This window comes from Tepidibacter sp., from assembly GCF_025210165.1.
Taxonomy (GTDB): domain Bacteria; phylum Bacillota; class Clostridia; order Peptostreptococcales; family Peptostreptococcaceae; genus Tepidibacter_A.
The window spans coordinates 1-25,117 of the sequence record NZ_JAOASI010000067.1; the positions used below are offsets into that span (position 1 = coordinate 1).

23 protein-coding genes and 2 tRNA genes are annotated in these 25,117 nt (G+C 31.6%); 2 read left to right on the plus strand and 23 right to left on the minus strand.

What is annotated here, in order from left to right; all coding sequences use genetic code 11:
- A partial coding sequence (locus tag N4A48_RS10500) for an IS3 family transposase (RefSeq protein WP_293663950.1) occupies positions 1-102 on the plus strand: 102 nt, incomplete at its 5' end.
- A gap of 63 nt (positions 103-165) precedes the next feature.
- Here the strand turns inward: N4A48_RS10500 and N4A48_RS10505 are convergent.
- Positions 166-2,184 (minus strand): ATP-dependent helicase, encoded by a 2,019-nt coding sequence (locus tag N4A48_RS10505; RefSeq protein ID WP_293665874.1) that lies wholly within the window; start codon positions 2,182-2,184, stop codon positions 166-168.
- Between the two features lie 118 nt (positions 2,185-2,302).
- On the opposite strand from N4A48_RS10505, the gene N4A48_RS10510 reads away from it, so the two are divergent.
- Positions 2,303-3,208, plus strand: coding sequence for a ribonuclease H-like domain-containing protein (locus tag N4A48_RS10510; RefSeq protein ID WP_293665876.1), 906 nt, complete (start codon positions 2,303-2,305; stop codon positions 3,206-3,208).
- Between the two features lie 85 nt (positions 3,209-3,293).
- Here N4A48_RS10510 and N4A48_RS10515 read toward each other — a convergent pair whose 3' ends face one another.
- The 22 genes from N4A48_RS10515 to N4A48_RS10620 form a co-directional block, all read right to left on the minus strand.
- The gene (locus N4A48_RS10515) at positions 3,294-4,361 is read right to left on the minus strand and encodes a sensor domain-containing diguanylate cyclase (RefSeq protein ID WP_293665877.1); all 1,068 of its coding nucleotides are present in this window, start codon (positions 4,359-4,361) and stop codon (positions 3,294-3,296) included.
- Positions 4,362-4,541: 180 nt separating this feature from the next.
- Positions 4,542-4,632, minus strand: a tRNA-Ser gene (locus tag N4A48_RS10520).
- A 3-nt stretch (positions 4,633-4,635) separates the two neighbouring features.
- A tRNA-Gly gene (locus tag N4A48_RS10525) sits at positions 4,636-4,709 on the minus strand.
- A 72-nt stretch (positions 4,710-4,781) separates the two neighbouring features.
- Entirely contained in the window at positions 4,782-5,069 is a 288-nt protein-coding gene (locus tag N4A48_RS10530) for a hypothetical protein (RefSeq protein ID WP_293665878.1), read from the minus strand.
- 10 nt (positions 5,070-5,079) lie between these two features.
- Entirely contained in the window at positions 5,080-5,496 is a 417-nt protein-coding gene (locus tag N4A48_RS10535) for a DUF3842 family protein (protein WP_293665879.1), read from the minus strand.
- 25 nt (positions 5,497-5,521) lie between these two features.
- On the minus strand, positions 5,522-5,710 hold the full coding sequence (locus N4A48_RS10540; protein WP_248482788.1) for a CooT family nickel-binding protein: 189 nt from the start codon (positions 5,708-5,710) through the stop codon (positions 5,522-5,524).
- A 163-nt stretch (positions 5,711-5,873) separates the two neighbouring features.
- Positions 5,874-7,805 carry a corrinoid activation/regeneration protein AcsV gene (acsV, locus tag N4A48_RS10545; protein ID WP_293665881.1) on the minus strand — a complete coding sequence of 644 codons (1,932 nt, stop codon included), beginning with the start codon at positions 7,803-7,805 and terminating at the stop codon, positions 5,874-5,876.
- 54 nt (positions 7,806-7,859) lie between these two features.
- Positions 7,860-8,234: a glycine cleavage system protein GcvH gene (gcvH, locus tag N4A48_RS10550; protein ID WP_293665883.1), complete on the minus strand. Its 375-nt coding sequence runs from the start codon at positions 8,232-8,234 to the stop codon at positions 7,860-7,862.
- A 12-nt stretch (positions 8,235-8,246) separates the two neighbouring features.
- The gene (gene acsB, locus N4A48_RS10555; RefSeq protein WP_293665885.1) at positions 8,247-10,376 is read right to left on the minus strand and encodes an acetyl-CoA decarbonylase/synthase complex subunit alpha/beta; all 2,130 of its coding nucleotides are present in this window, start codon (positions 10,374-10,376) and stop codon (positions 8,247-8,249) included.
- A gap of 38 nt (positions 10,377-10,414) precedes the next feature.
- On the minus strand, positions 10,415-11,200 hold the full coding sequence (gene acsE, locus N4A48_RS10560) for a carbon monoxide dehydrogenase/acetyl-CoA synthase methytransferase subunit (RefSeq protein ID WP_293665887.1): 786 nt from the start codon (positions 11,198-11,200) through the stop codon (positions 10,415-10,417).
- Between the two features lie 56 nt (positions 11,201-11,256).
- Positions 11,257-12,627 carry an acetyl-CoA decarbonylase/synthase complex subunit gamma gene (acsC, locus tag N4A48_RS10565; protein WP_293665889.1) on the minus strand — a complete coding sequence of 457 codons (1,371 nt, stop codon included), beginning with the start codon at positions 12,625-12,627 and terminating at the stop codon, positions 11,257-11,259.
- A gap of 27 nt (positions 12,628-12,654) precedes the next feature.
- Positions 12,655-13,599 carry an acetyl-CoA decarbonylase/synthase complex subunit delta gene (acsD, locus tag N4A48_RS10570; RefSeq protein WP_293665890.1) on the minus strand — a complete coding sequence of 315 codons (945 nt, stop codon included), beginning with the start codon at positions 13,597-13,599 and terminating at the stop codon, positions 12,655-12,657.
- 28 nt (positions 13,600-13,627) lie between these two features.
- The gene (locus N4A48_RS10575) at positions 13,628-14,395 is read right to left on the minus strand and encodes an ATP-binding protein (RefSeq protein ID WP_293665892.1); all 768 of its coding nucleotides are present in this window, start codon (positions 14,393-14,395) and stop codon (positions 13,628-13,630) included.
- A 56-nt stretch (positions 14,396-14,451) separates the two neighbouring features.
- Positions 14,452-15,846, minus strand: a complete 1,395-nt coding sequence (gene lpdA / locus N4A48_RS10580) for a dihydrolipoyl dehydrogenase (RefSeq protein ID WP_293665894.1) — start codon at positions 15,844-15,846, stop codon at positions 14,452-14,454.
- Between the two features lie 130 nt (positions 15,847-15,976).
- Positions 15,977-16,912, minus strand: a complete 936-nt coding sequence (locus tag N4A48_RS10585; protein WP_293665896.1) for a methylenetetrahydrofolate reductase — start codon at positions 16,910-16,912, stop codon at positions 15,977-15,979.
- 23 nt (positions 16,913-16,935) lie between these two features.
- Positions 16,936-17,604, minus strand: a complete 669-nt coding sequence (locus N4A48_RS10590; RefSeq protein WP_293665898.1) for a methylenetetrahydrofolate reductase C-terminal domain-containing protein — start codon at positions 17,602-17,604, stop codon at positions 16,936-16,938.
- A 17-nt stretch (positions 17,605-17,621) separates the two neighbouring features.
- On the minus strand, positions 17,622-18,494 hold the full coding sequence (locus N4A48_RS10595) for a bifunctional 5,10-methylenetetrahydrofolate dehydrogenase/5,10-methenyltetrahydrofolate cyclohydrolase (protein WP_293665900.1): 873 nt from the start codon (positions 18,492-18,494) through the stop codon (positions 17,622-17,624).
- A 16-nt stretch (positions 18,495-18,510) separates the two neighbouring features.
- Positions 18,511-19,143, minus strand: coding sequence for a cyclodeaminase/cyclohydrolase family protein (locus N4A48_RS10600; protein ID WP_293665902.1), 633 nt, complete (start codon positions 19,141-19,143; stop codon positions 18,511-18,513).
- 17 nt (positions 19,144-19,160) lie between these two features.
- The gene (locus N4A48_RS10605) at positions 19,161-20,837 is read right to left on the minus strand and encodes a formate--tetrahydrofolate ligase (protein WP_293665904.1); all 1,677 of its coding nucleotides are present in this window, start codon (positions 20,835-20,837) and stop codon (positions 19,161-19,163) included.
- A gap of 1 nt (position 20,838) precedes the next feature.
- On the minus strand, positions 20,839-21,612 hold the full coding sequence (locus N4A48_RS10610; protein WP_293665906.1) for an ATP-binding protein: 774 nt from the start codon (positions 21,610-21,612) through the stop codon (positions 20,839-20,841).
- Positions 21,613-21,638: 26 nt separating this feature from the next.
- On the minus strand, positions 21,639-23,549 hold the full coding sequence (gene cooS / locus N4A48_RS10615; RefSeq protein ID WP_293665907.1) for an anaerobic carbon-monoxide dehydrogenase catalytic subunit: 1,911 nt from the start codon (positions 23,547-23,549) through the stop codon (positions 21,639-21,641).
- Positions 23,550-24,088: 539 nt separating this feature from the next.
- Complete coding sequence (locus N4A48_RS10620) at positions 24,089-24,985, minus strand: bifunctional enoyl-CoA hydratase/phosphate acetyltransferase (protein WP_293665909.1); 897 nt, start codon at positions 24,983-24,985, stop codon at positions 24,089-24,091.
- Positions 24,986-25,117 lie beyond the last annotated feature (132 nt).

Here is a 25,117-nt window from a genome sequence, read left to right on the forward strand (position 1 = left end):
ATTAAACAATACATGACTTATTATAATAACTATAGATATCAGTGGGGATTAAAGAAGATGACTCCTGTCCAATACAGAAATCATCTTCTTAATGTAGCATAGTCTTTTTTAAATTGTCCTTTACAAAGGGTACAGATTAAAAGAAGCTATAGCTTCTTTTTTTATTTATACCTTCTCTATTAATTTATTTCTAAGACATACTCTATAATTCAATATTTTTATATCGTTATTAAATTCTATCTCTATCATATTATCACTTTTATTTATTACTCTTCCTTTTTTGAATTTTTTATGATTTATTATATCTCCTTTTTTTATAGAGTCTAATTCTTCATCAGATGGCTCATTAATTTCTTCCATAAACCTAGATATAAAAGCTTTTTTCCCATATTTATACTGAGGACTTGATATATGAAGCTTATCCATAGCCCTTGTCATAGCAACATAAAGTAACCTTCTCTCTTCCTCAACTTCTACTTTCTCAATAGATTTTTCATGAGGTATTACCCCTTCAATAACTCCTATTACAAATATATTCTTAAACTCCAGACCTTTAGATGAGTGAATAGTAGTTAAAACTACTTTATTCTTATCATCGTCTTTTTTCTGATTTAATATTTCTTCCTTAACCCTACTTATATGTTCTAAATATTCATCTATAGTCTTATAGTTTGATGCTCCACCTTCTATCTCATTTAGTATTTCAAACAATCCTGTAGTCTTTATTTTTCTTTTTTGACAATACTCCATTAAGTATCTATCATATTCAAGACTTGTCCTTATATAAGATATAGCATCCTTTGGAGATATCTTACTTATATAATTAAGGTCTAGCTCCAAATCTTCTATAGTCTTTATCTGCCACTTATTTAAACTTGCTTTAGTTTTTATATTGTCTAGAAATTCCCCATCTGCCATAGCTATTTTTATACTCTCCTTAGATATATATCTAAAAGGCTTGTTTATAATTCTAGACAATTCCTCCTTTAAGCTTCTATACAAAGCTACACTCAAATAGCTTATAATATCCTTACTTATCCAGTGATCGTATATACTAACAACAGTATCTCTTATAATAAACGGTATATTCATATCCATGAGCACATCAACAATAGCACGCGACTGTATATTAGTTCTATATATAACACTAAAATCACTGTAACTTACATTATTATTATTTATATTTTCAATTATTAAGCTTCCAATTTTTCTAGCCTCGTCTTCAGAATCCTCTGGTGATAAAAATAATATCCCATCACCTTTTCCCTTAACTGACTTTATAACCTTATGATACCTATTGTCGTTATTTTTTATAAGCTTATTTGATGTTTTTATTATCATATCAGTAGACCTATAATTCAAATCTAAAACTATATACTTAGAGCCCTCAAAATACTTTTTAAATTCTAATAAAAAATCAGGTCTTGCCCCTCTAAATCCATAAATACTTTGATCTTCATCTCCAACAACAAATATATTATTATAAGGCTTTGATATCATCTTTATAACTTCAAATTGAACCTTATTTATATCTTGAAATTCATCTACTAATATATACTTGTATTTTCTTCTTACTAAATCAAGTATATCTTCATCCTCTTTTAAAAGATTATAAGTATGTATTAGCATATCATCAAAATCTATTTTCTTCATATCACTCTTATAATTTTCATACATAGAATACACTTTAAAAAATTCATCATTAGATAATACAGAAGAATCAAAATTACGAGGATCTAATAATTCATTCTTAAGAAATGAGATCTCATTTATAACACCTTTTATAATATCCTCTTCCTGATAATTCTCAACATCCATACTCTTTAATATATTCTTTATAGTATACATTTTTTTATTTTCATCTAATAAATTATCCAGTTGATAATTTTTAAATCCCCTAAGAATTCTAAAAAACACAGAATGAAAAGTACCAAAATTAACTCTATTTATCAAACTGTTAGAATAAAGTTTGATACTCCTCTCCTTCATCTCAATAGAAGAAGCCTTGGTAAAACTAATAGCTAATATATTCTCAGGTCTAACTCTTAAATTTTGAACCAAATTATTTATTCTATAGCTTATAACCCTTGTTTTCCCAGAACCTGGACCAGCTATTACCATGCACGGTCCATTAAAATGATTAACAGCTATATTTTGATTTTCATTTAAACTCTCACAATTCATATTCATCACCTATTTTATATAATATAACTTTTAAAATACCCATTCAAGCATTAAAATCTATATGATATCATTATTATAGTCATATTTGACAAAAGCAAAACTACGGGAGGTTATTTAAATGGAAGTTATAACCCATAAAATAGATGAAATAATAGATATACCTAGAAATTCTTGTGTATTCGACATAGAAACCACAGGACTTAGCCCTAAGTATAATAAAGTAATATTAATCGGTATATTATATATAAAAGATAATCAAACAATCATAAAACAATTTTTCGCACACACTACAGATAACGAAAAGGAACTATTGTTTTATTTTAAAGAAGTATTTAAAACATTCGATAAGCATATAACCTTTAACGGACATAGATTCGACATTCCTTTTTTAAATAAAAGATTCGAAAAGAACAACTTAGACTTTTTTATAGATAAAGACAAGGATATGGATATACTCAAAATAGTAAAACCTTATCAAAAAGAATTAAATCTAGAGAACTGCAAATTAAAAACAGTAGAAGGTTTATTGAATATACAAAGAGAGGACACTATTTCAGGAAAAGAAAGTGTAGATATGTACAAAGAATTTGAATCAACTAAAAATGAATCACTAAGGAAAAAGATACTTCTTCACAATTATGAAGATATATATTACTTAGCTAAATTATTTAAAGTGCAAGATATAATAGATTCAACCCAAACTTATATAAATATAGATTACTTAAATACAAATTTGAAATTAAGACTATCCAAATATAAATTTAAGGGAAATTATGTATATATAGAATACTTATCTAAAGATATTATACCTATTAATATACAAATATACGAAGACGATTATTCTATAATAGGCTCTAATCAAACTATTACAGTAGAACTAAATTTATCTTTTGCTACAACACAAAATAATAATAAAGTTATATATTTTAAGCAAGATAAAATAATCCCATTAAAAATAGATTCAGATATTTTAGAGGAAAATATACTTAATGCGGCTTCTTACTTATTTAAGAATACTTTCTAAAAAGTTGTATCCACGGTATTTTCATAGATAGTTTTGATAACCCACAGAATTAAAAAATGTATCCCTATACTTAGAGATACATTTTTTAATATGAAGCTATATGAATTTTGTTTTTACAATTATTCTTTTTTCCCTCTATAAGTGCCATATCTGCAAGATTAAATATTTTATCAACTCCGTCCACCAATTTTGAACATGCAACACCTATGGTCATAGTTATATCTATACCTGTATCCTTTATAGTATGTAAATCAGGTACACCTTTTCTTAATTTTTCTAGTATTCTAACAGATTCTTCAATTGTTTTATACAGTATAATAACGAATTCATCTCCACCTATCCGTATTAACTCACCTTCATTATCTTCAACTATTGTCCTTGCCAATTTACTTACACGAACTAAAACATCATCACCTTTTTTATGCCCAAATAAATCATTTATCATTTTAAAATTATCTAAGTCAAATACAGCAAGTGTATATTCTCGACCAGACAAATTTTCCGAAATAATTTTTTCCAAATACTTTCTATTGTGACATTTTGTAAGAGGATCCTTATTTGTTATCTCATTTATTTTTTCAAACATTTTTGAATTAACAGCAGCAATACTTAACTGTATAGAAAGTATATCAAAAAATTGCTTAGTATTCTCACTAAAAAAGTTTTTGTTTCGATGCTCTAGTATTATAACCCCCCTCTCTCTATTAGTTCTAACATCCTCTAATGAAGATATCAATATAGAATTAACGTTTTCCCATTTACAGAAACTAAATTTCTCATTATTTATATCTAAAGTCTTAGTATCTTTTATTTCTAAAATATCATCTGGAAAATCATCATATCTTTCTATCTCATATTCATTACTATTGTATACACTCCTGGAATAAGATGTATATTTTCCTATATTATCACTTTTTATCCATATACTACATGTATCTACTCCTAAAACTCCCATTAGTATATCTGTAATATTTTCCATTAATGCTTCAAAAGAATTAACAGTTCCACATGCTTTTATAACTTGGCTCAATATCCAATTCGCAGCTTTAGATTCTTGAAGTTCTTTTCTTAAATTAACATTTTCTATTCTCAATTCATCACTAATAATTTTAATTTTTTCACTCTCTATACTATCTTTCAATTTATTTAGCATTTCGTCCTCCAATTTAAGATTAATAGATCAAACTTTAAATCAAAGATACTTCCCATCACACTATATTATACCTATTTTTTATACAAATAAACATTTTTAGGCTTTTATAAGATTCCACCTATAAAATATTATAGTTCTTATAGAAAAAAACAACTTATATTAATATAAGTTGTTTTACATTGGCGGAGAAGGAGGGATTTGAACCCTCGCGCCCCGTAAAAGACCTACTCCCTTAGCAGGGGAGCCTCTTCAGCCACTTGAGTACTTCTCCATATGGAGCGGGTGAAGGGAGTCGAACCCTCGCAGCCGGCTTGGAAGGCCGGAACTCTACCACTGAGCTACACCCGCATATTATTCACTTGACTAAAATAATAATATCATATTAACCAAAGTTTGTCAATGGTTAATATGATATTAAATTTACATATGTTTTTTAGCTTCCATTAGCATTTCATTTGCTTGTTCCATATATTCTATAGCTTTTTCTATATTTTTAGCTACTTCTATTTTACCCATTTCTTTTGATTTATCAGCCCACTCTTTAAAGCTTTCCTCATGAGACTTATTGTGCTTAACCCAATGTGCTAAAAGAACTCTTAAAGTTTTTTCTTCCTTATCTTCATCATTATGAGAATGAAGGCTGTGATGAGAAGAAATTTCATGGTCATGATCATTAGTGTGGTGGTATCTCTTTTCAAATTTATTCATATTTATCCCCCTACTTTATATTAAACTCTTTTTTTATAAGTTTTACAGCATCCTTTATTAAAAGAATTAAAGGTTTATTCTCAAGTCCTACAAGTTCAAAATCTTCTGGTGTCAATGGTAATAATATTTTTAATGCTTCTGAATCCGATATAGCTTCACTTATTCTAAATGTAACCTCACCCATCATAGAATTTGGAATAACTATAGACATGGGACCTATTATTACATTTGCTTTTCTAGAAGATACACATATAGCATTCTCACCTGTAGCCCCTTTGTTAGCATGACTTTTCATCATAGATGAAGTTGCTATTGAGTTGGTTCCAAGTCCATATATTTCTACATAAGAAGGTAACTCATCTCTTAAACTACTCACTATTTGAGATCCTATTCCTCCACCCATTCCGTCAACTACAGCTATAATCATATTTTTTATCCCCCAAGTTTATTATTTACTTCTCTTCTATAATTATTTTGTGATCTATAAGTCTAATTTCTTTAACTTCACCATCTATAATTTTTTGATCTCCTAATAAGTCTGCTAAGTATACTTTTCCATTTTCAGGCTTCATATACACTACATTCTCCATTACTTTTTCAAGACCATCTTCTTTACATAAATAAGCTGTTGATTCACACATTTTACAATTCCTCCTTATTAATAGACAAAAAGATTCCCCTAAAGTTCTCTTCAAAGAACCTTAAAGAAATCTTCATGATTTCTATATTGTGTATTCTATTATCTTATTAATTAAAGTATAACATGTTGATTTTATTTTATCAATATTATCTTCAAGCTTCATACTAGCACTCTAGTATATGCTTTACACTAGGGAATTTTTCTATATCAGTATGCGGTAAAAAACAAGCTGATATAAACTCATCCATATAGCTTGGATAAACACTAAGCTCTACATAAGTCATAGAATCTGAGCATTCTTCAAGCTTATATCTTGCATCTTCACTAGTTAAAGCAAGATAACATCCCATCAAAGAACTATTTCCTATATACGAATATTTAGTTTTATCTATATCAGGAAGCATACCTATTAGTATAGATTTTTCTATATTTAAGCTACTTCCTATACCTCCAGCTATAAGCACTTTATCTATCATGTCAAAATCCATACCCAAGCTTTCAACTAAGGTCATAATTCCAGAGTATACAGCTCCCTTTGCTCTTATAAAGCTATCTATATCTACCTCTGTTATAGTTATATCACTTTCTATATTGTAATCTTCTTTAAAAGCAAGTACATATTCTCCTATTTCATTTTCATCAAATCTTATTCTACCCGAATCTATATTTTTATTTATTTTTCCTCTTCTATCAATAATATTATTTACAAGCATTTCAGCTATTAAATCTATTATTCCAGAACCACATATTCCCTGAGGTTTATCATCTGCTATTATTGTAAGGTTTGGTTTTAATGTATCTTTGTCTATTTTTATCTTCTCAATAGCACCACTTGATGCTCTCATTCCACAGCTTATCTCTCCACCCTCAAATGCAGGTCCAGCAGAGCAAGCACACGTCATTAAATAATCTTTATTTCCAAATACTATTTCTCCATTTGTTCCCAAATCTATGAATAAAACATTATCATCAGATGACCAAATTCCTGATGATAATACACCTGCTGTAATATCTCCTCCTACATAGCTTGCAACACAAGGGGTTATATATATATATGCATCACTATTAATTTCGATTTCAAGCTCTTTAGCTTGCATATAAGGAGATTTTGAAAATGCTGGTATATATGGCTCCATTCTCAAATAATCAGGGTACACATTTAAAAGCAAATGCGTCATTGTTGTATTTCCACCTGCTACAAGTGCTACAATATCATTTTTATTAATACCCAACTGATTGTACATATTTTTTAAGATAGGATTTATAGTTTCATGTATTATAGCTTTGTTTAATTTTTCAAGACCATCATTCTTAGTTGAGTATATAATCCTATTTATAACATCTGCACCGTACTTTATTTGAGCATTTCCTGAGGAAGCTTTAGCCACTATTTTTCCTTCATACAGATCTACTATACAAGCTGCTACCGATGTAGTTCCTATATCAAGTGCAATACCATAGAATTTATTAGTTGTATCACCTGATTCTATATTAACTATATTAGTAGTATTACCTGTCTTTGGTATATGCGTTATTGTCACTTTAAAGTTTCCCTCTCTTAATATATTAGGAATCTTTCTTATAGTTTCTATCTTACAAGCAACTTTTTCATATCCAAAAGTATGTCTTAGATGTCTTTTTATTCTATCAAAATCAGATATATTATCATCAAGATTTGGTAATTCTATATTTACATAATCTTTTCTAACATATGATTTGAACTCCATATTATTGTTAGATATTAATTTTTTGCAATTTTGAAGTAATTTCTTGTATACATCACTCGAAGAATCTTCTATCTTCATTTTGTTCATAGAAGATGATAATTTATTAGGAACTTCTACTTGTATATCTTCTATAACCTTACTATTACACGCTAGTACATATCCATTATTGTACTCTTCATCTGTTATATGAGTAGTTTTTTTAGTATCTACTCTTCCATTTATAATCTTTACTTTACATTTTCCGCAGGATACATTTCCGTTACAAGGTGCATCTATAAAAACATTTGCTTTTCTAGCTACCTCAAGTAAATTATCTTTATATTCACAGATAATTTCTATATTCTCTGGCATAAATTTTACATTTATCACTTTATATCCCTCCAAAAAATACTTCCCTAGGAAAAAACCTAGGGAAGTTTATTTTTACGCTAAAGCAGTCTCATAATCATTAGAATCTAATAATTCCTCCACCTCAGATATATCCTTCATTTTTATTTTTACAATCCATGCATCATATGCATTTTCATTCATGTATTCTGGCTCATCATCTAATTTTTCGTTAATTTCTAAAACTTCACCAGATATAGGTGCTAATAAATCAGATGCTACCTTTGAAGATTCAACTACTCCAAATTCTTCTCCTTTTTCTATTTCATCTTCCACTTCTGGCATTTCAACAAATAAGATTTCACCTAATTGGTCTTGAGCATAATCAGTAATGCCTATATAGGCCTCATCACCTTCTATTTTTACCCAAGTATGATTTTTAGTATATTTTAAAGTAGATGGATAATTCATTTATATACCCCCTTACATAACTTCTTCCATTTGTAATGCTGGATGTCCTTTTTCCTCTAAGAATGTAAGTACATCCTCAGACTCAGTAGCTATAGTCTCATCACATATCATATCTGTAAAGTTGTCTATATCAAATAATTCTTTAGCAGTGGCATCTAATTTTTCTCTTACATAATCTTTTAATTCTTTTGGCATCCAAACTATTCTTCTTGTTCCTTCTTCAGCTGCTACGAACTTCTTAGATGAAATAAACTGTCTACCATGACCCATAAATCCTGGAGTTTGAACTCCTCCTCCTGTCATAGATGCAAGTTCTCCAAAGGTCATTCCAAGAGGTGTTATTCCACCATGTTCTCTATTAACTATTACAAGTCCATTAGCTTCTGGCATTATTCCACAGATACATTCAAAACATCCACAAGAAGTCATAGGATCTTCCATTATACTGTAAAGAGTAACTCTTTCTACTGCACCTTGAGAAATTTGAGATACAGTTTCATTAACAGCAGTCCAAACTCCCAATTTTTCATCTTCAACACCATCTTTTGGTACTGGTTGACACGGTCCTGTAGGATCTAATTCTTTAGTAGCCTTAGCATCTAACCAACTTACAGCTCCGCAAAGACCTAGTCTTTCTGGTGTTACTATACATACATGTGCTGGTGCAAATGACTGACATAAGTTACAAGAGTAAAAATCATTTACACTCTCATCTGTTAATGAAGCGAGTCTTGCATCTCTTGCTTCATACCTTGGTGTAGCATGTTTGCCTCTAAGTTGAGCTACCTTTTCTGGATCAGTTATTATAGTTACTTGACATTTATCAACAACAGATTCGAATTCATCCATCATCTTAGCATATAAAACTTCACCTATATGCTTTAATCTAAATCCTTTTTCATTAGCTTCTTTACCTATTCTTATCCAAGTTATATCCCTTTGACCTACATGCATTACACCTTCAGTATAGTTCATAAAGTAGTGGATACGTCTTTCAAGTACAGGTTCAAAATCTTCTTGCATATTTTTACCAGCAACTTCTACAAGTACAGCAAGAGGTAATCTTCCTGGTGCTTCTTCAATAGTATCTATATCTGGTCCTATTAATTCAATCTTATGGTCTTCAATTTCTGAAATTTCTTTTTTTAATACTAGTTCCCAAGACTCTGTTTTTCCTCCACCAAATTCTGCAAACATATCGCCTTTTCTAATTCTTTCTCCTTCAAAGGCTGCAGCAAATGCTACTGGTATAGGAATTTCAGTTATTTTTATCTTTATTCCTCTAGCTTCAAGTGATGTAGCTACGAATTTATCATAATCCTTTTGAGTTAATAATCTAGTTGGAACTTCAAATACATCTTGATCTGTTATAACAGGGAATCCTAAAGCTATAGCTCCAGCTCCACAAGATACAACAAGTTCACTTAATGGTCCAAATGCATTTACAAATGCAGGAACTCTATTAAGAGTATATTCTAATAATCCTTCTAAATCTCCTGGCTCTAACGCTCCGAATATAAGAGCCGCTCTAATAGCCACGGATACAACATGTATTACAGCTGTAACATCATATCCTAAAGGTATTACCCTTAAATCAAGACCCATCTTAACATCTGCTTCTATAGCTTGATCTATAACCTTACCAACCAAGAATGTTAAAAGACCCTTAGATTGATAATCCTTTATAACCTTTGCTGCTGTTTGAGCATCTGGACACTCACCTAATACAACTGCAACTCCTGGTATATCTCCTGTAACTAAAGGAACACCTAGAGAACGAATTATAGGGTCACTTATATGTCCTGCACACGGTTCTTCATAAGGAGCATCCATAGTAGAATATTTAATAGCTTCTATAACCTCAGCAGCAATAGCAGTTCCTAGTCCTGCATTAAGTCCATTTTCTAAATTTTCTTTTTCTTCTCCGATTAAGCTTTTAACAACTTCTAATGCCTTTTGAAGATCTCTAAGACTTTCCATTTTAAGTCCAGTAGCTGCATATATAACAGGAAGTGAATACGCAGTATCAGGAAAAGCTACTTTGTGATCAATTCCTTTTTCTTCTATACTTTTGTTTAAGAGACCTGTTGCAGCTTCTAAAGCTTGGTTAGATCCTGTGAATATGGTTTTAAATAAACTCATCTTTCTATCCCCCCAAATAATTTATTTTAAAGTTTATCTTATAATTCTAAATAAGAATCAGCGTATAATATATTTTCTTTTATTACATCACAAGATTTTATTGTTTCTATAAGTTCTCTATCACATGGATTTATTATAGCTGAGCTAAATCCATTTGCCATAGCCATTGCTAGAAAAGCTGAATCTAATTTTGGTCTTATATTTTTTGGAGCACCATTTGATACATTAGAAAGTCCTCCAGTAGTTTTAAGTCCCATTTCAGTCATCATTCTTATCGCTTCTAAAACTTCCATTTGCTTTTCTTGCATACCTTTTATTACAAGACAAAGTGGATCAAATAATATATCCTCAGGATCCATTCCAAGCATCATACCTTTTTCAAGTAATTCTGTACAATAGCCCATACGTTCATCATTATCTCTTGGAATACCTTCCTTAGCACATAGAGCTATACACATTGCATCATATTCTGCTGCTAAATCTAAAAGATCAAGTCTAGGACCTGCATCAGCAGAGTTTACAAGTGGCTTTCCGTTTTCTCTATTATAAACCTTAAGACCTGCTTCTATAGCCTTTTTATTAGCAGTATCAAGAGCTATAGGAATATTATTGAAGTTTTCTTGAATCAATTTAACTCCCCAAGTCATTAATTCTTCTCCATTTCTTTCTGCTGGTCCTATATTAAAGTCTATGTAATGAGCTCCTGCATCAATTTGCTCTTTAGCTCTTTTTAAAATTGGCTCAGGATTTTTTTCTTCTAATGCCTTTCTTATAGTTGGTGAAATACAGTGAATTCTTTCTCCTATTATCATGAATTTTCCCATTAATAATTCCCCCTTTTTTATATCAAGGAAGGGTAAGCCCTTCCTATTTTCACTTACTAAGCTTTAGCAGTTCTTAATTCCTCATTAAAATCCCTTAAGAATTTAGGAAGTTCCATAGATTCATTAGTTCCTATAACAACATCCCATCCAGGTAAATTATCTTCAATATCTCCTTTTAAAACAGCTACCTTTCCAGGTATTATAAGCTTTCTACACTTAGTTTGTTCTGCTACTCCACTTTCTTTAATAAAGTTTGAAATACTGCTTCCTCCAAATTTACCAGCAGCCCAAGCTGTTAAAACAGAGTATCCTCCTGCATCTGGTATTGCAAGCCACATTGGAACCTTTGATCTTTCTATTTCTCCAGCTATTATAAAATAAGTAAGTGCAAAATCAACAGTTACAAGAACTGGAGAATTCTCATCTGGATTATTTATAGGATAAATCTTAGGTTCAACTCTCATAGGTCTTTGCGGATCTGTGTATATGTTTTGTCTTAGAGCAAATAAAGGAAGTGCTCTAGAATAATCTATATCATCAAGAACTATTATAGATCCATACTTAACTGTGAATAAAGAAGATATAGCAACCTCCATATTCTTATCACCTTTTGCTATTTCATTAGCAAATACAACTGAAGGATATCCAAAGGTTCTATCTCCCTCTTTTAAAGCAATTCTTCTTATTTGAACTGCATTAGTAAACGCTTCTTTTATATTCTTACTAGTTGAATCTAATACTAGCTCTTTATATCCTAATTTTTGAATATCTTCTACTAAACCATATAATTCTTCAAGATTTTCTCCTTTAACACCTAATGCTAACTTATCTTTTTTAACAAGTTCTACCATATCCTTGTAGTTTTCTTTGTTGGCTCCATAAATTATAGGATTTTCTCCCTTAACTATTTCAAGAGCTTCTTTTAATACATCTACATCTTCACAAATTAACATATAAGCTACTTTTATTTGGCTATCCTTAACTTTATTTATTAATTTAATATAATTTTCTTTACTTCCAGTGTATTTTAAGGCTACTATTTCAACCTTCATTTGCTCTCCGATTCTTATATAATCAACTTTTCTAATATTCTCTATCTTATTATTTACAGTTTCATCATCCATAGAATCAGAAAGTAACACTGCAAATCTATTTCTATTAACCAAGCTCTTTTCATGTCTAAAAAGTACTGTTTCTCCACCTAGCTTATACTCATTTTCCCCTTTACCTATAGTTAAAGTCTTCATAGGTGGTGCAGTAGCTTCTGAAAGCTTAGCTAATGCTTCATCACTCATATGAGGACATTTCGATATTTCTACGGCTCCTGCTGCAACCTTCATAGAAAACGCCATACATGTTGGGAATCCACAGTCCTTACAATTTTTCTTTGGAGATAACTTAAATATATCCAATCCTTTTAAAGCCATTTTTCTTTCCCCCTTAACCTCTATTTATTATGCTAATTCACATACAAATTTCTTCATAGTTTCTAAAGATTTCGGATGACGAAGTATAACTGCATTAGCTCCCCCCGCTAACATACTAGCTGCAGTTGATATTTCCATAGTTACCCCTCTTTCTTCTTTGCATCCCCATTCTGGAACATCTTCAATATCACCAACAGACTCTTTAACTGACCAAGATTCAGAAGAAACAGGTGCTATTATAGGCATTTGAAGTGTTTTATCATTTTGACCAAAGGCTGCAAGTCTGATTCTATCCATAGTTGTAGCAACATACTCATATCCATATCCTACTGCTGAGCAACCTATATTCATAACTATATTTTCTTCTTTAACTCCAAGTTGATTCAAAAGTACATTTAATTGTTTAGCTAGGTTTATATCAACAGAAGACTCAGCCCCTACCTTATGAGGATAAGCTAACCCCGCTGCTGCTCCTACAGCCTTATAATTTTCTTCAACGGCTGCTAAGAATAAACAATTGTTTCCATCAACTGCCGCTGCTACCTTTTCAAATAGCTTAGCATCTTTATCAAAGTTGCTACATCCTGAAATAACTACAGGTATCTCAATACTTTCTACTACACCCTTTGCAATTTGTGCACACTCTTCAGCAGATTTATCTAATCCGTTAGGATCAGCTCCTTCAAACTTCAAGCATATAAAATCAGGTTTCATTTCTTTTTCTACGAATTTAGCCCACTCCACTGGATTATTAGCTACATCCTTGTATAAATCTTTTAATGGCTCTATCCAATTTTCAGGAAATACATCTAATATTTCTACTCCCATCTTAGGTGTATTTCCACAATCTCCATCAAAGCTGTAAAATGGCATTACATTTTCTCCACCTAATTTTAAAGCTTTTTCCCCAGTTCCAATTTCAACTTCAGAAATTTTCCCTGCATATTTTTGAACAGACATCTTAAATGCCACAAAAATCGCCCCCTTAATAACTACTTTTTTAAATCTCTATTTTTGATATTATTTCTTTAATAGCTAATTTAGATTTATTATCTTCTGGTAATTTAACTAGAGGTATTCCACTTGAATCATATTCATATATCATTTCATCCATAGGAACTACACCTATTAAATTTAAACCTTGAATTTCAATTTCTTCCTTTATCCCTTCATGCAATTGTCCATCCATTGCTTTGTTAACTATAAGATGTGTTTTACTAACTTTTAAATTAAGTTCTTTAACAAGTTCTTTAATCCTTCCAACCGCTTGAATACTTCTTCTTGAACAATCACTTACAAGGAATAAAGTATCTATATGTTTAGTAGTTTTTCTACTTAAATGCTCCATACCAGCTTCATTATCTATAACTAAGTACTTATAACTATCAGATAGTGAATCTGTTTGTTCTCTTAAAACTCCATTTACATAACAGTAGCAACCTTGACCTTCTGACCTTCCCATAACCAAAAGATCGTATCCATTTCCTTCTGTTATAGAAGTATTTAATTTATACTTTAAATATTGAGCCTTAGTCATACCACCAGGAAATCCATTCCCAGAAATTTCTCTTTGGTTTACTTCTTCCCTTATTTCACCTATAGTGCATTCTACATCTACACCTAATACTTCATTTATGTTTGCATTTGCATCTGCATCAACAACAAGTATTGGATTTTCCCCTTTTTTGACCAAGTTGTCTATTAAAAGCCCTGTCAAGCTAGTTTTTCCAGTTCCACCTTTTCCTGCTACAGCTATCGTATATCCCATAACTTTCCCCCCTAACTTATATCTCAGACAGAGCTTTCAATAAAGCTCTATCTTTATTAAGCGTCAGCTTTTGCTTTTGTAACTGAATGTACACATTCTCCATGTACATCATGTAAAGCTTCCATTAGTCCCTCTGATAATGTTGGATGAGGATGAATAACATCCCCAACTTGCTCTACAGTAAGACCTAGATTAACAGCTAAAGTAAGCTCTGTTAGTAAGTCTGTTGCATGAGGACCTACTATAGAAGCCCCTACTATCTTGTCTTCATTGTCTGCTAATATCTTTATAAATCCTTGAAATTTTCCTATTGCCTGAGCTTTACCAAGTCCTCTAAACTCAAATTTCCCAATTTTATACTGTATACCTTTTTCCTCTAATTGCTTTTGGGTAAGTCCAACTCCTGCAACCTCAGGTTCTGTATATACACATCTTGGAATAGCTGTATAATTTATATTTTTATCTTTTCCAAGAGCATTTTCCACCGCTATCATACCTTCCTTTGAAGCTACATGCGCAAGGAAAGGACTATCCACTATATCACCTATTGCATATATTCCATCTACATTAGTTTGCATTTTTTCATCTACTACTATTTTTCCTCTTTCCGTTTTTATTCCAATATCTTCTATTCCTAAATTTTCAAGATAAGGTTTTCTACCTACAGAAACTAGCATAATATCTGCTTCTACAGATTTTCCATTATCTAAATTTGCTATAACCTTTTCTTCCTTAATATTACATTTTTGTATTTTTTTACTTGTTAATAATTTAATTTTATCCTTTTTAAAGCTTCTTTGCAACTGTTTAGCAATATCTTTATCTTCAAAAGGAAGAACTTGATCATTCATTTCAACTATGGAAACTTCCGTTCCTAAAGTTCTAAAGAATTGACCAAACTCACATCCAATTACTCCTCCTCCAACTATTAACATCGACTTTGGAAGTTTCTTTAGATTCAAAGCTTCATCACTAGTTATAACTGTCTCTTTATTATACGGAAACATAGGAGGTACTATAGGTACAGACCCTGTAGCAAGTATTATTTTATCCGCTTTTATTATTTCCTTTGATCCATCTTCTTTAGAAACCTCTATCTCATTCTTGCTTATTAATTTTCCAAATCCATTTATAAGCTTTACACCTTTTTTATCAAATAAAAATTCTATTCCTTTTACAAGCTGATCTACAATTTTATCTTTTCTATTCATCATAGATTCAAAATCTGAATCTACCTTCCCATCTATATTAATACCATATTTTTCAGATTCTCTTACATTCATCAACATCTCTGAACATGCCAGCAAGGCTTTAGTAGGTATGCATCCAACATTTAAGCAAGTTCCACCTACTTTTCTCTTTTCTATTACTGTAACGTCAGCACCCATCATAGATGCTTTAATAGCCGCTACATATCCTCCTGGTCCTCCCCCTGTTACTGCTATTTTCATCTAAAATCCCCCAATTTTCTCTATTTTTATACATTTTTTGTGTATTTTTATGCATTAATATGTATAAATAAAGCCATCCTACTGTTTTTAAAACAACATATGACTACCTATTAATCTTTATTGAGTAATTCTATAATCCAGCAGCATCAAGTATGGCTGGTACATTTTCTTCTGCTCCAATTGCCATTATGTGTACCCCATCACATAAGTTTTCTTCTCTTATTTGTTTTATGAATTCACCAGAAATTTTAATTCCTTCTTTAACTCTTGCACTTGCCTTTAATTTCTTTGCTTCCTTCTCTGTTGCTTTATCTGGTATTTCTGCATTATTTGCAGCAGCTTTTATTCTTTCTATAACATCTTCTGGTACATATATACCTGGAACATTAGCATTCATAAATCTAGCCATACCAACATTTTTCAGAGGTATTATTCCAGCTAATACTTTGCAATCTAAATGCTTAGTCTTTTCTCTAAACTCTCTCATAGTATCTATATCATAAACGGCCTGTGTTTGGAAAAATTTAGCACCAGAGTTTATTTTTTTCTCCATTTTAAGTATTTGCACTTCAAGCGGAGCATATCTTGGAGTTACACAAGCGCCTAAATAAAATTCAGGTTTACCCTTTAGCTCATTTCCAACCATATCAACTCCATCCATTAGCGTTTGAGCTGTTTGAAGTATTCCTACTGAATCTAAATCAAAAACAGGCTTTGCTCCTGGATGATCTCCAACTACTGTATGATCACCTGTTAAAGCTAACATGTTTTTAATATGGAATAATCCAGCAGATAATAATTCACCTTGTATTGCTATTCTATTTCTATCTCTTCCTGTCATTTGAAGAACAGGTTCAAGACCTTCATCCTTTAAAACTTTACAAGTAGCCAGTGATGATGTTCTCATAACAGCTGATTGAAAGTCTGTTACATTAACTCCGTGTACTCTTCCTTTTATCATTTTTGCACAATCTATTAAATGTTTAAAATCAATTCCCTTAGGAGGAGCCATTTCAGCTGTAACACCGAATTCTCCACCTTCTAAAGCTTTTCTTAACATGCTCATCTCAAATCCCCCTTTTAAACCTTCTAAGCTTTCGCTAATTCTTGTTTTTTCTTTAAGTTTATATGTCTTGGATTTGCACATTTCTTATAGTCTTTAGCTGGTTTTATAGCTGTTAAGTTATCAAGCTGATTTAATTCTTTTAATCTTTCATATATCATAATCCATGCACATTCATTTTCTGGATTAACCTCACACTTTCCATCCTTAGCTCCACCACAGGCTCCATTTAATAATCCCTTAGCACACATAGTTACTGGACAGATACCTCCAGTCCATCCAAGTTCACACTCTCCACAAGCTTTACAGGATTCAGAGAATTGACCAACCCTTTCAATTTCTCCAATAAACATAGTGTTATTCCCTGGATATACTGGGATTTTAACATTCTTAGCTATTGTTTGAGTTCCATCCCCACATGATAGAGAAATTATAGCATCCGCTTCTTTTAATTCCTGTTTTAAAGATTTTAAATCTTTTTTTACTTTTAATAAATTACACGATGGATCCAAAAGTTTCACCCCTAAAACTTCTTTACCATTCTCTTGTAATATATTTTTCATTTCTTCTATTTCTTCTTCTCCACCGACCTTACAAGTTGATGCACATAGTGAACATCCTGTAACAATTACCTTCTGAGCGTCCTTTATATATTGTAGAACTTCCTCTAAAGGTTTTTTTTCTGAAATTATCATCTCTATCCCCCCTTGTTTTATGCGTTGTTTTGCATTTTACAAGCTTTAACTAGATGTTTTGCAAGTATAGAAGTTGTAACAGATCCAACCCCAGCAGGAACTGGTGTTATATTAGATACTTTATTCTTAACATTATCTGTATCAACATCTCCACATAATTTTCCATCTTCATCCACATTTATACCAACATCTATAACTACTGCTCCTTCTTTTATAAAGCTTTCTTTTACCATCTTAGCTCTTCCAACAGCAGCTACTAATACATCAGCCTCACTTGTAACCTTTTCTAAATCCTTAGTTCTTGAATGACATATAGTAACCGTTGCATTTTCATTTAATAAAAGCATAGCAGCTGGTTTTCCAACAACCATAGATCTTCCAAGTACAGCTACCTTCTTACCAGAAAGTTCTACTCCATAATGCTTTAATATTTCTACTACTGCAGTAGGTGTACATGGTGGATATCCAGATTTATCTCCTTCCATAACTTTTGCTGCGTTCACTGGACTAAAACAATCTACATCTTTTTCAGGAGATATAACATATTTTATTTGTTCCTCATTTAAATGTTTTGGAAGAGGTCTAAAGCACAATATTCCATGAGTTGAATTATCTTCATTTACTTTTTTCAATTCATTTATGTAATCTTCTTGAGTTATATCTTCAGCAAGTTCTCTAACTTCTGCTATTATACCTATTTTTTCGCATCTTTTAAGTGCTCCACGCTCATAAGCTAAGTCATCTCCTCTTGCGCCTACTCTAACTATTGTAAGCTTAGGATTTACGCCTTTAGCTCTTAATTCTTCAACTTCCTTTATTAATTCTTCTGATATTTTATCAGCAACAGGTTTTCCTTTTATAATACTATCCTTGACTACTGCATCTGCCATTTAAAGCTCCCCCTTCTTATTTGCAAAGTTCTTGTTCAACCTTTTTGTAAACTTCATCAGCTATCTTAGTTCCTTCAGAAACTAATCTATCCGTTTCTTCTTTAACTTTATTTACATACTCTTGATCTTTTATAGAATTTATATTTATAGCTACATTTAATTTTCCGCTTATAAGTGCAGCTCTTAAACACTGTACTCCAACTCCGATATCACTTATGGCAAGCTTAGATGTTTTTCCAACTAAATCTTCATGAAGTTTTATTGCTTTATAACAAGTTCTCACTACCTCTATAGGAACTGAACATGCTGTTTTTAAAGCTTCTTCCATCACTTTATCTTTTTCCTTCTTCTCTTCTTCTGTGTTAGCTTTTATTCCATATGCCTTTGATAAAGGTAAGAAATTTTTAGCATCTTCATCTACCATATTAAGTAACTCTTCTTGAATCTTAGTAGCCTTTTCTAGGGTTTTATTAACTACCTCTTCATATTCTGCATACTTTTTCTTTCCTATCGTCAAGTTGCAGACCATGCTTCCAAGGGCCATTCCTATAGCTCCTACCAAAGCTGCTGCCCCTCCACCTCCAGGGACAGCTGCTTTAGAAGCAAGAACCTCAACGAATTCTATAGAGTTTTTCTCTATTAATTTCATATTAGTTCCTCCTATTCTTAGAATAATCCTGATATTGTTCCATTTTCATCTACATCTATTCTTTCGGCTGCTGGGACCTTTGGAAGTCCTGGCATCTTCATTATTTCACCAGTTAATGCTACTATAAATCCTGCTCCTGCTGAAACTGTTACTTGTCTTACAGTTATATTAAATCCTGTAGGTCTCCCAAGCTTAGTTTTATCATCAGTTAATGAATATTGAGTTTTAGCCATACATATAGGCATTTCTTTAAATCCAAGATTTTCAAGATTCTCTATTTCCTTAGTTGTAGCTGGAGTAAAGTCTACATCATCAGCACCATATACTTTTTGAGCTATATTTCTTATCTTATCTTTAATAGGCATATCAGACTCATATGCAAAAGTAAAGTCATTCTCTTCTTCTTCTATTAATCTAAGAACTTCCTTGGCTACTTCAACTCCACCTTCTCCTCCTTTTGCCCATACTTCTGATAAAGCAACATTAACACCTAATTCTTCACATTTTTGCTTAACTAAGTTAATCTCAGCCTCTGTATCAAGTGGGAATCTATTTATAGCAACTACTGCAGGTAATTTATATACCTTAGTAATATTTTCAACATGTTTTAATAAGTTTGGAAGTCCTTTTTCTAAGGCCTCTAAGTTTTCTTCATTTAAATCATTCTTAGCTACTCCACCATTGTATTTAAGTGCTCTAACAGTAGCAACTATTATAACTGCATCCGGCTTTAAATCAGCCATTCTACATTTAATATCTAAGAACTTCTCAGCTCCAAGGTCTGCTCCAAATCCAGCTTCTGTTATTACATAGTCTGCAAAATGCATAGCCATCTTAGTAGCTATTACAGAGTTACAACCATGTGCTATATTTGCAAATGGTCCTCCATGAACAAATGCTGGTGTTCCTTCAAGCGTTTGTACAAGGTTTGGTTTTAAGGCATCTTTTAAAAGAGCTGCCATAGCACCATGTGCATTTATTTGTCCAGCAGTAACAGGTTCTCCTGATCTATTGTAACCTATTATTATTCTAGACAATCTTTCTTTTAAATCTGATATGTCATTAGCAAGACAAAATGCTGCCATAATTTCAGATGCAACAGTTATATCAAACCCATCTTCTCTTGGCATTCCATTAGCCTTTCCACCAAGTCCATCAACTACAAATCTTAACTGTCTATCATTCATATCAACACATCTTCTCCAAGTTATTCTTCTTGGATCAATGTCAAGTTTATTTCCTTGATATATATGGTTATCTATCATAGCCGCAAGTAAATTATTTGCAGCACCTATAGCATGAAAATCTCCTGTAAAGTGTAAGTTTATATCTTCCATTGGAACAACTTGTGCATATCCTCCACCAGCAGCTCCTCCTTTAACTCCAAATACAGGTCCAAGTGATGGTTCTCTTAGGGCAACTAAAACATTTTTATCCAGCTTAGCAAGTCCATCTGCAACACCTATAGTTGTAGTCGTTTTTCCTTCTCCAGCTGGTGTTGGATTTATTGCTGTAGTTAATATTAACTTAGCTTTTTTTCCAGTTTCTCTTTTTAATAAGTTATAATCAACTTTAGCTTTATATTTTCCATATAGCTCAATATCTTCTTCCATTAACTCAAGCTTTTTAGCAATCTCTCTTATATCTTGCGGCTTAGCTTCTTGAGCTATTTCAATATCAGATTTAAAACTCATTTTAAATTCCCCCTTGTATTTTTTCTTTTATATTCTTTATCTCCTCTCTAGTTTTTTCACTATTGTCATAAGGAGATAAATTTTGCCTATCTGAATTTATTACATCTTCATTATAATATATAAAACCTAAAAGTTCTTCTTTTTTTACATTATCTAATATGAAACATTCGTCTTTTTCATTTCTTATTTTATTTGCAACTACCCAAACTTTACGTACTCCTATATCTTTACCTAGTTTTTTGACTTTCCTATAAGTCTGAAGACTTCTTTCTCCTGGTTCAACTACCACTATAAAAGCATCTACACCTTGAGCTGTTCCTCTTGCCAAATGCTCAATACCAGCTTCCATGTCCATAACAACTACATCTTTATTTTGAAGAATCAGATGAGAAGTAAGTCTTTTAAGTAATACATGCTCTGGGCAAACACAACCAGATCCACCTGTATCAACAGTTCCCATACTAAGAACTCCTACTCCATTATACTCCTTGCAGTATCTATCAGGTATATCATCTACTTTTGGATTCATTTTAAACATTTTATTAAATGTTCCAGCTTGTGCACTAGTTCTTTCTTCTACTAAGTTTTTCATTTCTGATATAGGTACTATTTCATCTATTAGTTTTTGAGGAAACCCTAATGCCAATGCTAAATTGGCATCAGGATCTGCATCAACTGATAAAACTCTATAACCTTCGTCTGCATATATTCTAGAAAGCATTGCCGAAAATGTTGTTTTTCCCACTCCACCTTTTCCTGTTACAGCTATTTTCATGTTTTATCACCTTTTTCAGTTTATTTTTAAGCTTTTGCTAATTCCTCTTTTTTCTCGAACATTTCTTCTAAATTCTTACGTTTTTGTTCTATTCTTTCTATTATTTGTCCTGCAGCTTTTACAGGATCTGGTTCTACAAAGAATTTAGCTCCAATCATATTTTCCATTTCATTTGTAAGTATTTCTAGAACTCTTGGTCCTCCTGTTACAGGCGGTACTACTCCAAGCCATGTATCTATTCCTGATGAAACAACATAGGTTCCTATAGCTACTGCCTTTTCTGACATCCACTCAGGTGCTGCTCCAACAACTGGTAATTGAGGTATATCAACATTTAAGAATTTAGCAACCTCTCCTACAAGATGTAATATACGGCTTATATCAACACAAGAACCCATATGAAGTACAGGCGGTATATCTACAAGTTCACATACAGTTGCAAGACCTTTACCTGCTAATTTTCTAGCATCCTTACTTAAAAGACCAGCCTTTGCACAAGCTTGTGCTGAGCATCCTGTAACAACAACTATTACATCATTCTTAATAAGTTCTTTTATTAATTCAATATGTCCATAATCATGCTTAACCTTAGGATTATTACATCCAACTATTCCAGCAGCCCCTCTTATAACTCCTGATGTTATACAATCAGCAAGAGGTTTAACTGTTCCAACTGGATCTATATGAGAGTTTACAACCTTATCTAATTGGTTTATTATAGCTTCAACACTATATCCTACAGTTGCATTATTTTTAGTTTTAGGAATGAATACTTTTTTATTGTCTCTATTTTTAAAATTTAGTATAGCTTCTTTAACTATTAATTTAGCTGATTCAAATGCTTTTTCTTCATCAAACTCTAAGTGAGTTGCACCTGTGATTCTAGCTTTTGGAGATGTAGTTATGAATTTTGTATGATAACAATCTGAAAGAGGTGCTAATGCTGGGAATATACACTGAACATCAACTATTACAGCTTCTACTGCTCCAGTTAATATTGCAAGCTCTTGTTGAGCAAAATTTCCAGCTATTTTAACTCCATGTCTCATTGTAACTTCATTTGCTGTACAGCACATACCAGCAAGATTTATTCCATCAGCTCCAACTTCCTTAGCTAAAGCTACAAGTTCTGGATCCTCCGCTGCAAGTACTATCATTTCTGATAATGAAGGCTCATGTCCATGAAGCACTATATTTACTTGATTTTCTTCTAAAACACCAAGATTTGCTTCTGTTTCTCTAGGTATTGGTGTTCCAAATAATATATCACTAAGTTCTGTAGCTATGTAAGAACCTCCCCAACCATCAGCTAAAGCTGTTCTCATTGAAATATTTAACATACTATCTGCATCAGCAGTACAACCCACATGAGTTGAATGCATAATAGTTACAACTTCTCTATCTATAGCTCTTGGTACTATATTTAAATCTTCCCAAGTTTTTCTTCTTTGTTGTGGTAATGATGGAGGCAATTCTAAACTTCCAAAAGGCTTTCCAAATTCATTAAGTGCAAATCCTGCAACCTCATGAGCTATATCATATATATCTCTTCCCTCTGTAGCTATTTCCCATCTTTTAGCTAGGCTTATTAATTTGGCTTCATCTCTAACCTTATAATTACCATCTTTACTGGCCATATGAAGAACATGAGCTATATCTCTACCATGATCTGAATGGGCTGCTGCTCCCCCTGCTACCATTCTTGCAAAGTTTCTAGATACAATAACATCTGGAGTTGCTCCACAAAGTCCTCTAGGAGTTTTTGGAGTTATCCTACAAGGTCCCATAGCACATATTCTACAGCATATTCCTTTTTCCCCCATAGGACATGGCTTCATATTTGCTTTTCTATCCCAAATAGTCTCTACTCCATCCTCCTGAGCTTTTTTGATTAGATTATTAGTTGCATCATCAATTGACAATAACTTTTCATCCATATTTTTTCCCCCTTTTAATGGTAACCTCTTGAAATTTTAAATTTCACTATATATATAACAACAAAAAGAGTCTTCATGACTTTTTTCGTTATCTTCAGATAATTATTAACTACTATTCAAATTTCATGAGCATCAAAACATTATGTCTAGATCCAAAATCAAACAACTAATTTTATTTAAACTTACAACCCCTTAAATTGTTAATTTAAAAACAATCAAAAACAAAAAATATATTTTTGCTCTAATTTTTTTTATTTAATAAGTTAATTATAACACATTTTAATGTAATTTTTGTGTTTTTTCACAATTATTATTGCGTTTTTTAATAAATATAAAAAATATAGCATTATTCATTACACGAATGTGTACTTTCATTAATGTTTTCAATATTAAAATGATCTTATACATCATAACACTTGTTATTTTTTTGTCGAATTTTTATGTATTATTTATTTTTTCTCAGATATTATTATAATCTTGTATATACATATTTTTAATTACAACTTATGTATATACAAGATTAATATATAATATGTATATTATTTATTATTTGCAATTAAAGCTCCTATTGCTATTGAGTATAATTTCGATTCATGTGTATCAGCTCTTGATACTAGTACAACAGGTGATTTAGCTCCCATTATTATACCTGCAGATTTAGCATTTGCCATATAAGTTAAAGCTTTACCTATTCCATTTCCAACTTCTATTGTAGGAACCAGCATTATATCTGCATCTCCAGCTACCTCACTCTTGAAGTTCTTTACTCTAGCAGCTTCTTTTGATATAGCTAAGTCAAATGCAAGAGGCCCCTCAACTATAACACCATCTTCATACTCCATCTTTGAAAGTTTATCAGCATCAACTGTTGCTATCATTTTTTCATTTACTTTTTCTTTTGCAGCAATACAAGCAGCTTTTACTGTATCAAGTTCTAGTGACTTTCCAACTTTTATAGCATTATTCATTATCTTATATTTTTGATCTGCATTTGGACTTATGTTCATTCCTCCATCAGTCATAATTAACAACTTATGGTAACTAGGAACTTCATATATCATTACATGACTTAAAAGACTTTGAGTTCTAAGTCCATATTCTTTATTCAAAACTTCCTTTAATAGTATAGATGTATCTATTAGACCCTTCATAACAAAATCTGCTTTTTCGCTAGATACAAGCTTTACTGCTATTTCAGCACTTTCCTTTAAATCTTTAGCTTCTATTAGCTCTATTCCTTGTATATCTTCATTTAACTCTGTAGCTATTTCTTTTATTTTTTGGATATCTCCAACTAGTATAGGATTTATAATTCCTTCTTTTCTAGCATCAAATACAGCTTTTAAAACCTCTTCATCCTGAGCTGCCGCAACTGCTAATTTCATTGTTTGTATGCTTTTAACCTTACTTATTACTTGATCTAATTTTTTTATCATTGTATATTAATTCCTCCCTATAATGTCTTATTACTTACTTATATATTTCGATATTTCAGTCATTTTACCTCTTTTATCTCTGAAAAATAAAAAAGTCTTCTTTTTGAAGATCTTTCAATGTAGACTTTTTTG